This window comes from Chryseobacterium sp. 22543 (genome assembly GCF_052044565.1).
Taxonomy (GTDB): domain Bacteria; phylum Bacteroidota; class Bacteroidia; order Flavobacteriales; family Weeksellaceae; genus Chryseobacterium.
Map to the genome: position 1 here is coordinate 15,701 of NZ_JBQENH010000006.1, position 15,376 is coordinate 31,076.

General features: G+C 37.2%; 14 protein-coding genes and 1 tRNA gene. All 15 read right to left on the minus strand.

The annotated features are described in order from the left end of the window. Nucleotides 1–368: 368 nt before the first annotated feature. The gene (locus ACTJIP_RS18965; RefSeq protein ID WP_180564635.1) at nucleotides 369–2,966 is read right to left on the minus strand and encodes a T9SS type A sorting domain-containing protein; all 2,598 of its coding nucleotides are present in this window, start codon (nucleotides 2,964–2,966) and stop codon (nucleotides 369–371) included. A 30-nt stretch (nucleotides 2,967–2,996) separates the two neighbouring features. Further along, on the minus strand, nucleotides 2,997–4,133 hold the full coding sequence (locus ACTJIP_RS18970; protein ID WP_077418892.1) for a hypothetical protein: 1,137 nt from the start codon (nucleotides 4,131–4,133) through the stop codon (nucleotides 2,997–2,999). A gap of 131 nt (nucleotides 4,134–4,264) precedes the next feature. Beyond that, nucleotides 4,265–4,765, minus strand: coding sequence for a hypothetical protein (locus ACTJIP_RS18975; RefSeq protein ID WP_077418891.1), 501 nt, complete (start codon nucleotides 4,763–4,765; stop codon nucleotides 4,265–4,267). Nucleotides 4,766–5,035: 270 nt separating this feature from the next. Then, nucleotides 5,036–5,401 (minus strand): 50S ribosomal protein L7/L12, encoded by a 366-nt coding sequence (gene rplL, locus ACTJIP_RS18980; protein WP_007845452.1) that lies wholly within the window; start codon nucleotides 5,399–5,401, stop codon nucleotides 5,036–5,038. Between the two features lie 46 nt (nucleotides 5,402–5,447). Then, a complete protein-coding gene (gene rplJ, locus ACTJIP_RS18985; protein ID WP_047379247.1) occupies nucleotides 5,448–6,035 on the minus strand; it encodes a 50S ribosomal protein L10 in 588 nt (195 codons plus the stop codon). A 17-nt stretch (nucleotides 6,036–6,052) separates the two neighbouring features. After that, a complete protein-coding gene (rplA, locus tag ACTJIP_RS18990; protein ID WP_047099699.1) occupies nucleotides 6,053–6,745 on the minus strand; it encodes a 50S ribosomal protein L1 in 693 nt (230 codons plus the stop codon). 11 nt (nucleotides 6,746–6,756) lie between these two features. Then, complete coding sequence (gene rplK, locus ACTJIP_RS18995; RefSeq protein ID WP_047379251.1) at nucleotides 6,757–7,200, minus strand: 50S ribosomal protein L11; 444 nt, start codon at nucleotides 7,198–7,200, stop codon at nucleotides 6,757–6,759. Nucleotides 7,201–7,466: 266 nt separating this feature from the next. Beyond that, nucleotides 7,467–8,135: a hypothetical protein gene (locus ACTJIP_RS19000; RefSeq protein ID WP_077418890.1), complete on the minus strand. Its 669-nt coding sequence runs from the start codon at nucleotides 8,133–8,135 to the stop codon at nucleotides 7,467–7,469. A gap of 6 nt (nucleotides 8,136–8,141) precedes the next feature. Then, complete coding sequence (locus tag ACTJIP_RS19005) at nucleotides 8,142–8,789, minus strand: hypothetical protein (protein ID WP_180564637.1); 648 nt, start codon at nucleotides 8,787–8,789, stop codon at nucleotides 8,142–8,144. A gap of 8 nt (nucleotides 8,790–8,797) precedes the next feature. Then, a complete protein-coding gene (locus tag ACTJIP_RS19010; RefSeq protein WP_077418888.1) occupies nucleotides 8,798–9,418 on the minus strand; it encodes a hypothetical protein in 621 nt (206 codons plus the stop codon). 438 nt (nucleotides 9,419–9,856) lie between these two features. Next, nucleotides 9,857–10,399, minus strand: coding sequence for a transcription termination/antitermination protein NusG (gene nusG, locus ACTJIP_RS19015; protein ID WP_047379257.1), 543 nt, complete (start codon nucleotides 10,397–10,399; stop codon nucleotides 9,857–9,859). A gap of 19 nt (nucleotides 10,400–10,418) precedes the next feature. Further along, nucleotides 10,419–10,625, minus strand: a complete 207-nt coding sequence (gene secE, locus ACTJIP_RS19020; RefSeq protein WP_045501119.1) for a preprotein translocase subunit SecE — start codon at nucleotides 10,623–10,625, stop codon at nucleotides 10,419–10,421. A 12-nt stretch (nucleotides 10,626–10,637) separates the two neighbouring features. Next, nucleotides 10,638–10,708, minus strand: a tRNA-Trp gene (locus ACTJIP_RS19025). A 54-nt stretch (nucleotides 10,709–10,762) separates the two neighbouring features. Next, nucleotides 10,763–11,974: an elongation factor Tu gene (gene tuf, locus ACTJIP_RS19030; RefSeq protein ID WP_034687396.1), complete on the minus strand. Its 1,212-nt coding sequence runs from the start codon at nucleotides 11,972–11,974 to the stop codon at nucleotides 10,763–10,765. Between the two features lie 254 nt (nucleotides 11,975–12,228). Then, nucleotides 12,229–15,327: an efflux RND transporter permease subunit gene (locus ACTJIP_RS19035; protein ID WP_440704955.1), complete on the minus strand. Its 3,099-nt coding sequence runs from the start codon at nucleotides 15,325–15,327 to the stop codon at nucleotides 12,229–12,231. Nucleotides 15,328–15,376 lie beyond the last annotated feature (49 nt).

Consider the following 15,376-nt stretch of genomic DNA (forward strand, 5'->3'; position numbering starts at 1 on the left):
AAGTAAAAGGTAAAAGTGTTTTTGGCGCTCACAGAAGACCTTAGGACTCTTTTAACAATGCACTTAGCTCTTTCTAACTGCAACACTGGTATATCTTTTCACAGTGTAATGCAAAATATTTTTATTACTTTTGAGGCAGCATTACCGCAATATCTATATATACGAAATCCCTCTCACGTTTTCACAATGAAAGAGCTAATTTTCAGTATTTTATAAATTTACAAACAATTTTTCGCGCCAAAAGAGGGGCAAAGATACAAAAACTTATCCACAATAACAAATAAATCATCTCATTTTGAGACTCTTAAAAAACAAGAGAGGCTGCTCAAATATGAGCAACCCCTCCACAACACAAGCTAATCTTATGACTATTTCACAATAACCTTATAAGATTTTATTTTTGATTTGGTTTCTATCTTAATGATATAAACTCCTGTAGGAAGTGAAGATGTATCAATACCGGTATTGGCATTAAACTTATCTGTCTTAATTACCTGTCCCTGTGCTGAGAACAGTGTATACACTCCTTCTTCTGCAGAGGTAATTCTAAGATTTTCTCCAGCTTTTACAGGGTTTGGATATACTTTCACATCATTCGCAGCATCAGTAATTTCCGCGTCTGTGATTTTTGCAGCAGTTTTGGAAGCGGTTTTCAACAATGAAGCATAAGGTGAAAGCGGAGAATCAGGAGAACCTCTTTTCACCAGATCAGTATCTACAACAGCCTGAATACCGTCTTTATCTTTATCATTAATTGTAGAGATAAATCCACCTCCTAATGTATCCAGATTACCTTTTCCGATCTGATAAAGATCAGGATCTGAGCCATTGGAAGTAATATCCAGGAAGTCAGGCTTATCATCTCCATCTGTGTTTTTAACTGCATATTTTAATACTCCTGAGTCAGGTGACGTTTCCAGAATATCTGCGATACCGTTTTTACCTACCGGAACATTAGTATCAATAACTCCGTTGTGATCTGCATCAATTTGATTGATTACTGATGTTGGAATTCCTGATTCAAATAAATCCAAGATACCATCGTTATCAGAATCCAGGTCCAGATAATTCGGAACTGAATCTCCCAATACCGGCGTTAACAGAATATCTCCTTCATTATCATCATCCTGGAATTTTCCATTTTTATCAAAATCTTCCACAGCATCAAGAATACCGTCGTTATCTGAATCCAGATCACAAGCATCCACAATACCATCTCCGTCTGTATCCAATACAGGAGATTTATCATTTACGGCTGTACATCCTTCTGCACAGTCAGGAATTCCGTTTCCGTTGTTATCTATATTATCATCTCCTCCCTGACATTGATCAAAACAGTTTGGAACACCATCGTTATCATCATCTCTGCTCGCAAAAGCGTTATAGATATAATAGTTCTGAGGAATACGAACCGCTGTTCCGCTGTTGAATGTAATTTTAATGCGGTTAAAAGGCTTTGTAGCTTTTCCTCCAACATAGAATTTATTTGAATTCGTTGTGAAGAAGTTTCCACTTATAAGACTTCCTGAGCTTGTAAAGGTATCTGTCAAGGTATTTCCGTTGTATAATGTCACGGTGATATTTTCCAGAACACTTACTCCAAGAAGATTTCCTGCTTTTTCTACGGTAAACCCAGCCATTGTATTGACAGGAAGCACAGTATTACTGCTCACCGTTGCAAATGCTGAAAAAATACTAAGAAAGGATGCCGCCGGAACAGTAGCCGTTGCATAATTAGACGGATTATTATCCACAATAGCTCCCGGATTGGTCATCTTCGCTAAAATAAGACCAAGGAATCCAGGACCTGATGTCCATGTAGTTCCGTTTACCAAATTTCCAGGAACAGCAGAACCACTTGTCTGAATTTTATCGTCACATTCACAAGCAACAGGCTCTTCAAAAGCATAGTATACTTTTAAAGCTCCTAAATTAAATCCTACGGTCTGGGTAATTTTTAATCGTACTTCATTGAAAGGCTTAGTAGTCGTTAATGTAACTTTTTGCTTTCCTGAACCAAATCCTAATACTTTAATATTAATCAGACCTCCTCCGTCAGACAGTTGTTTTGAATCCTGAAGCTGGCCGTAAAGATAAGTTTCTATTGTAATATTCTTTAAAAACTCAGCACTTAACAGTTTCCCCTGATCATCCGGTTCTATAACAAAACCTGTTCTGTTACCTGCAGGATACACCTGATTTTTATCTAGAACTCCAACTGAATAAGATCCCAGCAATCCGATCGGAAGAACTATTGATCCATAAGAGTTTTTATTTCCATCTCCAATTCTTTCTTTATTCTGAACATAGGAAAGCGGAGCCAAGAAACTGCTGCTTCCGGATACATTTCCGTCAACACCGCTTCCTGCAATAATATCATCACAAATACCATTATTATCTGTAGGTACTTTTGCCGGATCAAATGCAAATGCATAATACACATTCATAGCACTGAATACAGAAAGAACATTGGTTTGGTACAATCTTACTTCATCAAATTCTTTTGAAGTTTTAAAGTGCAGGAATATCCTGTTCTTACTTCCTCCGAATGCAGGAACAGATAAAAGAGTGCTGCTGGTAGTAGTTTCCTGAAGAACACCATTTTTATAAGTACTGATCCGCAAAGAACTCAAAAGATCTATGGTAATAAAACTCGTCCCTAGATCTACATTGAATCCAGTAATATATCCCGCAGGATAGGTTGTATTTTTATTCTTTACAGAGATTCCGTTTCCACTTAACAGGGAGGCAAAGTTTCCCATGCTTACGCTGTTATCAAGACTTGCATCTACCACCGGATTCATGCTTCCGTTATAACATGCTAGACAGATCCCTGAATTGTTGACAGGTTTCGCCTCCACCCCCATCCCACGGATCGGTTCATAGCCCTGCTGCGCAAATACTACTGCTGACATCATCAATGTCATAAGCATCGCAGCTAACTTTTCGAATAATTTTCTGGTCATTTTTTATTTTTTAAGGTTTGTGTTTATTTTTTAATTATAAAGCGCTTTCCAGGTAGATCCATTACAGCCTTCATGCGCTTTAATGGTTGTATTATATCGGATTGCGCCTTCTTCAGCAGCTGTACATGATGCACCCGCACCAGAAGCAATTCCCTTCATCTGAACAGCAGCTCCTGTAGATGTAGCCGCAGTAGGAATCATATTAATTCCCAATATTGTATCTGTTCCGTTGCTTTTATTAAAGAAAACATGTTGTTTGTTGGCATAAACCATCTGTCCTGCTGTGGCCTGACCCGAAAATCCTATTGCAAAAGCTTCTGTACCGCTTGCCGTATTTGCCGAACCAACAGCTACATTGTTTGTTGATGTTGTATTTCCGCTTCCGATAGCAATTCCTCCGCTGTTTATATGATTGTTCCCAATAGTGAGTCCTGTGAGTCCTGTTACGGTATTCAGGTTTCCAAATACTAAATTATTAGCCCCTGTAGCGCTATTACTATTTCCTATTACTTTAGCACCATTATTCGCTGTATTTCCCAATCCAATAGCTACCGCAAGAAAATTACCCTGCGCAGAGACAGAGTTGTCTTTTCCCAATGCAATATTTGAAGAGGTACTGTTGGTAAGAATATTATTAGATCCCCAAGTAAATGAAGCGTAAGGACCTGTTGCAGAATTGGAATTTCCCCCTTGCAGAGTTCCATTAGTATCTAATATTCCTTTTACGTTTTTCTGAGTAGCCAAGACCAAATTCTGACCGTCATTTGTACCTAAATAATTCCCACTGCCTATATCTGCTCCTAAAGCTGCCGTTGTCGCTGTTGTGCCGGCATTTCCTACTGTACGCCAGTTCCCACTTATGCTTCCCCATTTGATTCCATCAAAATAATAATACCCTGGTGAAACAACATCAACGGTCTGTCCGGAAGGTGCAGCTTCAACTGAGGTAACATATACTATGGCTCCTGTTTGGGCTATTGTATAGTTTTTAGCTTTTAATTGTACACCTGTAAGCCTTGGCGCAATAACGCCATCAAGTTTACCGGGATTGGAAGGTGATCCTACTATATCAAAGGTTGCCTGAGCCTGTCCTGTATTAATCCCAACCTGTGCTAATACTGGTAAACCAACTGATAAAAGAGCGATGGTAAATAATCTGTTTTTCATGTCTAATGATATTTGCTGTTTTTTTATGTATATGTGTTTTTTTGAAAGGGCAATTCTCGAGCATTCTCATTCGAATAATAAATGAAATAACAGATAGTACTGTAAGAAGGCGCATAAAATTGTTAGAAATATTAGGAGATAAAAGAATGGATTAATTTATCAGGAATTTTAATAATAAACTTAAAGCCATCAACAAGTTTAAAAGAACTGGCATTGAACTTTCGGAATTCTTTAAATGTCAGGAATATATGTTCTTTGCAGATAGAGAACGAATCATAATACCAATTAGCCCAAACAGCGACAAATTTTATATCTCTAAGAAGGAAAAACTGAAGATTGCTATTATTAAAAAAAGAAAAATTGTATTGCAGGCTATTGCAATAGAATGCAAAAGTTTCATTTTGAGCAGCAGACAATTTGTTTGCAGCCGCCACATCATTTCCTGCTTCAGACAGATAAACTGAAACATCGGCTAAGCATCCCTGCGGATGATTATTTATAGCTGTACAATACCGTAATTGAGCTTTGCTCATTGTATCAGGTATAAACTTAGCATTTAATTTTCCTATAGCCGCCAGAAGCAACAGAAGTGTAATCTTGTGGCCGTAGGAAAGAAAATAATTTCTATCCAATTATGTTGTGTTTTTTCGGTACAAATATAATATTTTTTTAACCAAAACAATACTTTATTAGTAAAAAACTAAATAAAATAAACAAATGTTAAAATACAAATAAAATATTATGTTAATTTTTATCAAATAAATAATCATATTAAAATATAACAAAGAAAGAACCAATAATATTCAAATACTATTATAAAATAACACACACATTTATAAAGACTTACATACAAAAAAGCCCGGGCATTTGCCCAGGCTTCTATATTTATAATAAAATTGAAATTATTTCAATTCTACTTCAGCACCAGCTTCTTCTAATTGCTTCTTAAGAGCCTCAGCTTCGTCTTTAGAGATACCAGTTTTGATTGGAGCAGGAGCACCATCTACGATATCTTTAGCTTCTTTAAGACCAGCACCAGTTAAATCTTTTACTAATTTAACGATAGCTAATTTAGAAGCACCTGCAGACTTAAGAATTACGTCGAATTCAGTTTTTTCTTCAGCAGCTTCTCCACCACCTGCAGCAACAACTACAGCAGCAGCAGCTGGCTCAATTCCGTACTCATCCTTAAGGATAGTTGCTAATTCGTTTACGTCTTTTACTGTTAAGTTTACTAGCGTTTCAGCTAAATTTTTTAAATCTGACATTGTTGTAATGTTTTTGTTGATTATTTATTTAATTTTTTGAGTGTAATTATTCAGCACTTGTTTCTTCAGTGCTTTCTGCAGCAGCTTCCGGAGCTTCAGCAGGAGTTTCTTCTACAGCAGGAGCAGCAGCTTCTTCAGCTTTAGCTTCTACAGTTTCAGGTTTGTTTTGAAGAGCAGAAACAACTCTTTGAATTGGAGATTGAAGTAATCCGATGATTTCTCCGATCATTTCTTCTCTAGACTTGATGTTAGCAAGTGCAGATAAGTTTTCGTCTCCAACGTAGAAAGTTTCCTGAACAAAAGCAGACTTTAAAGCTGGCTTTTCTTCTTTCTTTCTGAACCCTTGGATTAATTTAGCTGGACCGTTTGCAGTCTCAGAAATCATTAATGCAGAGTTTCCTTTAAAAGTCTGGAACATTTCAGAGTAATCTACTCCTTCAATTTGCTCCATTGCTTTTTGTAAAAGTGTATTTTTTACAACTTTCACTTTGATATTTTGTTTGAAAGCCTGTCTTCTGAATTCTGAAGACTTCGCAGCGTTCAAACCGTCTAGATCTGCTACGTATACTACTTTTGCATCCTGAAGCAAGTCTTTGATCTCTTGTATTGCTACAACTTTTTGGTCTTTTGTCATTGTCTTAAGGATTTATATTAGTTAACAGATTTAGTATCGATTGCAATACCAGGGCTCATTGTAGAAGACAAATAAATGCTTTTTACATAAGTTCCTTTAGCAGCAGTTGGCTTCATTTTGATCAATGTAGAGATCAATTCCTGCGCATTTTCTTTGATCTTAGCAGCATCGAAAGATACTTTACCAATACCAGCGTGGATGATACCATACTTGTCTACTTTGAAATCAATTTTACCTGCTTTCACTTCAGTTACTGCTTTACCAATTTCCATTGTTACAGTTCCTGATTTAGGGTTTGGCATTAAACCTCTTGGACCTAATACTCTACCTAATGGACCTAATTTACCCATTACAGCTGGCATAGTAACGATAACGTCAACATCTGTCCAACCTTCTTTGATTTTTTGTAAATATTCGTCAAGACCTACATAGTCAGCACCAGCAGCTTTAGCTTCTGCTTCTTTATCTGGAGTTACAAGAGCTAATACTTTAACATCTTTACCAGTACCGTGAGGAAGAGATACAACACCTCTTACCATTTGGTTTGCTTTTCTTGGGTCTACACCTAATCTTACAGCGATATCTACAGAAGCATCAAACTTTGTAGTGTTCACCTCCTTTACAAGAGCTGAACCTTCTTCAAGGTTATAGATTCTTCCTTTTTCTACTTTGCTTAAAGCTTCCTTTTGCTTTTTAGTTAATTTTGCCATTTCTTTAAGTTTTAAGCGTTAGTTGGTTTAGTTCCTGTTACTCTTAATCCCATAGATCTAGCAGTACCTGCAACCATAGAAAGTGCAGAATCTGTTGTAAAACAGTTAAGATCCGCCATTTTATCTTCAGCGATTTTCTTTACTTGTTCCCAAGTTACAGAACCTACTTTGTTTCTGTTTGGTTCACCAGAACCTCCCTTGATTTTAGCTGCATCCATTAACTGGATTGCTGCAGGTGGAGTTTTAATAACGAATTCAAAAGATTTGTCTTCGTATACTGTAATTACTACAGGTAAAACTTGCCCTGGCTTATCTTGGGTTCTTCCGTTAAATTGCTTACAAAACTCCATGATGTTCACACCTGCAGAACCCAATGCTGGACCTACTGGTGGAGAAGGGTTAGCTGCGCCACCTTTCACCTGAAGCTTTACCATTTTAAAGACTTTCTTAGCCATTGTTTGTTTTTTAAATTTGAATAATTAATGAGTTTGGAAGCATTTATTATTCAGCAGGTTATGCACTCACATAACAATAAACCTACTTTTTGGACTGCAAAAGTATAAAATATTTTTGAATTAGCAAACGGAAATTGCTGATTTTTAAAAAGTTTAAGAAAAAAAATCATAAAGCCCTGCAATATATTTTGAATGCTATCATGAGAAACAAAAACGGCTATTTACATTAAATAGCCGTTTTATATATTTTTAAAGGAAAAGATTTATTAAAAACCTGCTGGTTTATTAATCGTCTGGGTAGAGCCGTCATTTCCTCCAAGATCAGCATTGATATCGCTGATATTTTGTTTTTCAATCAGTCTTCTATAGGCCATCAGATAAAGATCAACCGTAAAGTTGTTATAAGTTCTTGATGGAGTGGCTGAACTCACTGCCAGAATCCTGCTGTCAGTAAATCTTGCTCTAATATGCCAGGTACCGTTACTTTTGAAAGCAACAACATCCGGTGATCCCTGTTTGTTATCATTCACACCATTGTCTCCATAATCAAGCATTACATTGGTAGTACCGTCATTCAGTTTAAATGAATAGTTGTGAAGTATAACCAGAAAATTGTTTGCATCAATTTTGGTATCATAATCTGCGATTCCTGTTCCGGATACTCCTGTAAGAGTAAGTTTAAGATAATTGAATAATCCACTACTCTCCAAAGCCGGATCGTACAGTTGCAAACCATTTTGTGAAGTTGCTAAAAAGCTACCTCCCGTCATGGTAGGTTCTCCCGGATTTCTTAAATATAGAGAGTTTGTATAAGTCTTTCCGTTAACATCAAGTGTTTCCGTAGGTTTTGCTGTGTTTATTCCTACTTTTCCTTGCTGGGCATTAAAAAAAATCCCAAGGCACATGATTATTGTGATATAAATTTTTCTTTTCATATTTTTTTATTGAAGCCCTAGAGGCGTATTGGTTGAAACTCCTGAATAAGCAGGCGAAGCTGATGCTGAAACAGAACCGTTGAAAGTTCCCCAGTCTTTAACCAGTGACTTTTCAAAAACATTCAGAGTAAGAGTCCAGGTTCCGTTTTGGGCTGAAACAGTTCCAGCGCCTTTAAAAGCTAAATTGACTGCATGGTAATTTTTACCCCCACTTACGACCTGAGTAACTTCAGTAGAATAAGATCCAAATGATTTGGGGTTGGTTGTCGTATTAGCTGCCGACACCGCTCCTGTAAAAACAGCACCTGTAATGGCCACAACATATTTACTTACATCTAATCCTGTATTGAGATTCACAACTTCATCCTGTCTCACATTCTTCAATACAATATTATACATATTTACAGGGGCTACATTACGGAGCGATATGTCCAACAACTTTACTTTACCTACCGGTGATGTATCTTTTGAACGGGTAAGAAGAAGATAGTTTCCGCTTGCCTTCGTATTTTCAGTATCTATTAAATAGGACTCTACCAGTGTTTCTCCTTCTACATCGAGAGTTCCCTTAGGTGTATTAGTATTAATTCCTACTTGAGCATGCATACTTAAAGCAGCAAAACCCATAAAGAGTATCGCAATAATTTTTTTCATAGTGTGTCTTATTGAATTAATGGAGCTGCAGCAGCACCTGTAGTTGAAGCATTAAGGCTTTGCGTTGAGTTGAAATCTTTGGCATATGATCTGTCAAATACCAGCAAATTCAGTGTCCAGATTCCTGTAGGGAAAGAGTTATCAGGAGCGAATCCTTGATAATCTGCCTTAAGTTTCCATGTTCCTCCTGAAGAATAAGCAAAGATCTGAGGCATTGGTGTCACCCAGTCTGCTGTAAAAGTTCTTGTAGGCTGCGTAAATCCAAAAGAAGAAATTACCACCAAAAATTTACTGGAATTAATCTTTGTGTCAAATTGATTTACCCAATCCTTATCTGAAGGATCACAGGTAATTTTAAATTGAATAAGATTAATTGGTGCCGGAGAATTGGGTACAAAGGAATCGTTGTACGCCGTAATTTTGTTTTCCGGAGCTGGAGATTTGATAATGAAAGTGTAATTCTCATCCGCTTTCAATTTCTCCATAGGCTGCTTGAAAACAACTCCTGATGTCTTCATTGTACCGTTTACGGTAAGTTCTTTTTCAGGATTCGCAGTATTGATACCAACCTGCGCACTCGCGAGTACGGACGTACCCACCAGAATGACCATCGAAATAATTTTTGTCATTGGATTATGTGTTTATATAAGGCTTGTGTTTTGAATAGCTAATCCAAATTTTACATTTTTTAGTTAAAAACATACAATAGACATACGCCTGTAAACAGTGTATGAAATAAAAAATATAAATTTTGGGATTAATTACCATGTTGTTGCAAGAAGCATGCCATCTGAAAGTAAATCAAGAATAGGAGAAGAAATCTGATCTGCAAAAACAACTTTATTCCCAATAAAGTGATAACTGAATTAAAGCAAAGATCTTTATAGGAATAAACAACAGCAGTTGAGAATATAAAAATTTCAGAAAAGCAATTGTAAAGAAAATTAAAAAAATATAATTCGCGATAGGGTAAACCTCACCTGTTATAAACAACAATGTAAAGCGAGTATATAAAAACAAAAAAGACCGCTTAATAGCAGTCTTTTTTTATATTTTATAAGTAATTATTATACTTTTTCTACTTGCATGTAGCTTAGTTCCATTGGAGTTTTTCTACCGAAGATCAATACAGAAACTTCAATTTTCTTTTTGTCTTCAAGAATCTTCTCAACTGTACCGTTGAATCCGTTGAAAGGTCCATCGATTACTTTAACGTTTTCACCTACTACATAAGGAATTTCAACATCGCTTGCAAATTCTGAAAGTTCATCCATTCTTCCAAGCATTCTGTTAACCTCTGATTTTCTCATTGGAACAGGATCTCCTCCTTTAGTTAAACTTAGGAAAGAAATAACTCCAGGAATATTCTTGATAACGTGAGGAATCTCTCCCATCAGGTCAGCTTCAATCATCAAGTATCCAGGGTAGTAAGGTCTCTCTTTAGGAACTTTTTTTCCGTTTCTAATTTGAATTACCTTTTCCATAGGAATAACCACTTGAGTAACGTACTGATCAAACCCTAGACGTTTGATTTCTGTCTCAATATAGTTTTTCACTTTATTTTCCTGTCCGCTGATTGCTTTCAGCACATACCATTTCAATTCGCTCATTATGGGAAAATACTTTTAATTAATTGAACAAGTTGATTAGCATTCCAATGATGTTGCTGATTGATTTAGAAAACAATTCATCAACTCCAAAAGTAAATAGAGCCAGAATCACTGTCGCAATAGTCACTACAATAGTAGATGACTGAAGGTCAGCCCACTTTGGCCATTCAACTTTATGCCTGAATTCGTTATAAGAACCTTTTAAAAAATCGACAAATGAACTCATAATTTATATTTGCACGGGCACAAGGATTCGAACCCTGATCAACGGTTTTGGAGACCGGTATCCTACCATTGGACGATGCCCGTAGATAAAAAGCTTCCGAGAGTTTCCTTTCGGAAGCTTTATTTATTTTAAGATAATTAGTCTAGGATTTCAGTAACCTGACCTGAACCAACTGTTCTACCTCCTTCTCTGATCGCAAATCTAAGACCTACGTTAAGAGCGATTGGCTGTAACAATTCTACAGTGATCTCTAAGTTATCACCAGGCATTACCATTTCTACACCTTCTGGTAAGAAGATCTCACCTGTAACGTCAGTAGTTCTTACGTAGAACTGAGGACGGTACTTGTTGTGGAATGGAGTGTGACGTCCACCTTCTTCTTTAGAAAGGATATAAACAGAAGCCTTGAATTTTTTGTGTGGCTTAACTGAATCTTTCTTAGCGATAACCATACCTCTCTTGATGTCAGTTTTTTCAATACCTCTCAACAATAGACCTACGTTATCTCCAGCTTCACCTCTATCTAGGATCTTTCTGAACATCTCAACTCCTGTAATAGTAGAAGTTAATTTTTCGTCACCCATACCTACGATATCAACTGGATCACCAGTGTTGATAACACCAGCCTCGATTCTACCAGTTGCTACAGTACCTCTACCTGTAATAGAGAATACGTCTTCGATTGGCATCAAGAATGGCTTTTCAGTATCTCTTGGTGGTTGCTCGATCCAAGTATCAACAGCATCCATCAATTCTTCAACGCTCTTGAACCACTTATCTTCTGTGTTAGCAGGAGACGCAGTAGCTGCAGTAAGAGCTCCTAATGCAGAACCTTGAATTACTGGAGAGTTGTCTCCGTCAAATTCGTAAGTAGATAATAAGTCTCTAAGCTCCATTTCAACAAGCTCTAATAACTCTGGATCATCTACCATGTCAACTTTGTTCATGAAAACAACGATTCTAGGTACGTTTACCTGACGGCAAAGTAGGATATGTTCTCTAGTCTGAGGCATTGGACCGTCAGTTGCAGCACATACTACGATAGCTCCATCCATTTGAGCAGCACCAGTTACCATGTTCTTAACATAGTCGGCGTGACCTGGACAGTCAACGTGAGCATAGTGTCTTTTTTCAGTTTCGTATTCGATGTGAGCAGTATTGATAGTAATACCTCTTTCTTTTTCTTCTGGAGCAGAGTCAATTGCAGAGAAGTCTTTTTTCTCAGCAAGACCTTTGCTAGCTAATACAGCAGAAATAGCAGCTGTAAGAGTAGTTTTACCATGGTCAACGTGACCAATAGTACCAATGTTCAAGTGTGGTTTGTTACGATTAAACGTTTCCTTTGCCATGATTTAAAATTATTTATTTATTGTTTTTCAAATTTTCGGTGTGCAAATATAATGAATTTTTAAATACCAAAAACTTTTTATTAAAAAAACTTTCAATATTCTCTTCCAATGAAGGACAAACCTTATATTTCAACGTATTGAGACTGCAAATTTACATATTTTTCCTGATTGAAAAAAACTTTCTGAAACCTTTTATGAAAAAGCCTGAAATACAGAATATTCCAGGCTCTACTAATATATAAATGAAAGAAAAATCATATATGGCTGAGCTTTTTTGTCCGGTTGAATATCCAGAAAATAATTGGGAAAATAAGCAGTGTAAGCACGGTAGCTGTAATAAGCCCCCCAATAATGACAATCGCCAGAGGTTTTTGAGATTCTGACCCGATTCCTGTAGACAATGCTGCCGGCATCAATCCGATAGAGGCCATAAGCGCTGTCATAATTACGGGCCTGGTTCTGGATTTCACCCCATTTAATATGGCGGAATCTATATCAAGACCGTCTTTCACGTTCTGATGAAATTCTGTGATAAGAATTACCCCGTTCTGAATACAAATACCCAGAAGAGCAATCATACCTACTCCCGCAGAGATTCCAAAATTGATTCCGGTAACGTGTAAAGCGATAATTCCTCCTATTAAAGCAAATGGTACATTCGCCAATACCAGAAGAGAGTCTTTCATATTTCCAAATAAGATAAACAACAGAAAGAAAATCATCAGAATACTCACGGGAACTACCTGCGTCAATCTGTGAGAGGCCCGCTGCTGGTTTTCAAACTGACCTGTCCATCCTACAGAATAACCATCCGGAAGCTCAATAGTTTCAACTTTTTTTTGGGCATCCGCAATAGTGCTTCCCAAATCTCTGTCACGGATTGAAAATTTAACACCAATATATCGCTTGATATTGTCCCGGTAAATAAATGCAGCTCCGTTATCTTTAACAATGGTACTTATTTCTTTTAAAGGGATTTTTGCTCCATCCTGTGTAGGAACCATCAAAGCCGCAATATCATTCTCATTGGTTCTGTATTCCTGTGAATAACGCAGACGGATCGGGAATTTTCTTTCACCGTCAAACATTTCTGAAGCGGTTTTTCCACCAAAAGCCATTTCCAATACAGCCTGTGCATCTGCAGGCATTACGCCGTAAGCCGCCATTTTATCCCTGTCCAATACAACACTTACTTCCGGCTGGCCGATATTTTTAATAATTCCGGGGTCTTTTACCCCTTCTACATCTTTAACTTTTAATAAAACTTCATTGGCTATTTTATCCAGAGTTTCCAGGTTATCACCATAGATTTTGATTCCGTTTTCTGCTTTAAAACCGGCTACTGCTTCCGCTACATTATCTGAAATCGGCTGGGAATAATTGAAAGTAATTCCCTGATAGCTTCTGAGCTTTTTATCAATTTCATTAATCAACTCATCATAGGTGATCTTACGCTTCCATTCTTCTCTTGGCTTAAGGTTGACCGCAAACTGTACGAATCCAAATCCATTAGGGTCCGTCCCGTCATTACTTCTCCCCGTCTGTGCCAGAACATCTGTGACTTCTGAGAAGCTCATAATATCTTTCTTTAAAAGGTCTGCTGTTTTCAGAGATTCTTTTAATGAGGAACTCATCGGCATTTCGGCAGTGATCCAAAGTGAACCTTCATTCAGCTGAGGCAGGAATTCTGTTCCCAAAAATTTCCCGGAAAATAAAGTAACTGCCAGGAAAGAGATAGCAACGATCATACTCGTCTTTTTATGCTTAAATGTTAAATTAAAGCCTTTTAAAACAATTCTGTCCCAAAAATTAACAAATGGGTTATTTTTTTCTCTTACATTTTTATTTAAAAGGATATGGGAAAGAACAGGAACCAGAGTTAATGTAAATATCAATGCTCCAATTAATGCAAATCCCAGGGTAAAAGCCAAAGGAGAGAACATCTTTCCTTCTACTTTCTGAAATGAGAAAATAGGAATCAGAGAAGTAATGATAATTAATTTTGAAAAGAAGATCGCTTTTCCTAATCCGGTTCCGGTCTGTTTGATCCAGCCTCCTTTTGCCAATTTATTAAACTTCTCCATTCCGTACCGTTTCGCTTTATGATCAAGCATTACAAAGAGTCCTTCTACCATGACGACGGCTCCGTCTATGATGATCCCGAAGTCTACCGCTCCTAATGAAAGCAGATTGGCACTCATTCCGGCCAGCTTTAAACATAAAAATGCAAAGAGTAAGGATAGCGGAATGATGATGGAAACAATCAGTGTTGTCCTCCAGTCGGCCATAAAAATTAAAACAATTACCGTTACCAGTACAATTCCTTCAATAAGGTTGTGCATTACGGTATGCGTTGTAAAATCCATCAGATTGTCACGATCATAGAAAGTAACCATTTTGACATCTTTTGGGAGTATCTTTTCGTTAAGCTCTTTAATTTTAGCCTTCACTCCTACCAAAACCTCCCTTGGGTTTTCTCCTTTTCTCATGACAACAATTCCTTCCACCGTATCGTCATGATGATTCAGGGCAGCCTGTCCTACTCTAGGCATTGAACTTTCATGAACTTCTGCTACATTTTTTACCAGAACAGGGTTTCCACTGTCATTCTGAATAGTAATATTTCCGATATCGGCCACTGATTTCACCAATCCAATTCCTCTTACTACATAGGCCTGCCCGTTTTTTTCAATAACATCACCTCCTACATTAAGATTACTTTTAGTGACAGCATCATATACCTGAAGCGGAGTCAGATTGTATTTATCCAATGCTCTTGGATCTATACTTAATTCAAAAACTTTATCCTGCCCTCCAAAAACATTGATATCAGCAACACCCGGCACTCCTCTTAAGGCACGATCTATCACCCAGTTTTGCAGAGTAAGCAACGCTCTCGAATCTTTTGTTTTACTTTCCAGTGTATATCTGAAAATCTCACCGGTTGGCCCGTAGGGTGGCTGTACTTCAGGATCTACCTCATCAGGAAGGCTAATGGTTCTTAATTGGTTGTTGACCTGATTTCTGGCAAAAGTATCCTCCACTCCATCGTCAAACAGAATTTTAACAATGGAAAGACCAAACATGGTGGTACTTCTCACACTTGTTTTTTTCTGAACCGGGCTCATCGCCAATTCGATGGGGGTTGTGACAAAACGTTCTACTTCTTCTGCACTGCGCCCATTCCATTGGGTAATGATTACAATCTGGGTATTGGTTACATCCGGAAAAGCTTCAATAGGCATATTTTTGAAGCTTATAAAACCGGAGATGGCTAGAATCGCTACCCAGATAAAGGTAAATGCTTTATTTTTTAGTGAAAAAGCGATTATATTTTTTATGAATTTATTCATGATAGATAAATTGATGACCTAAAAAAGCCGTTAAAGAAAAATATCAATA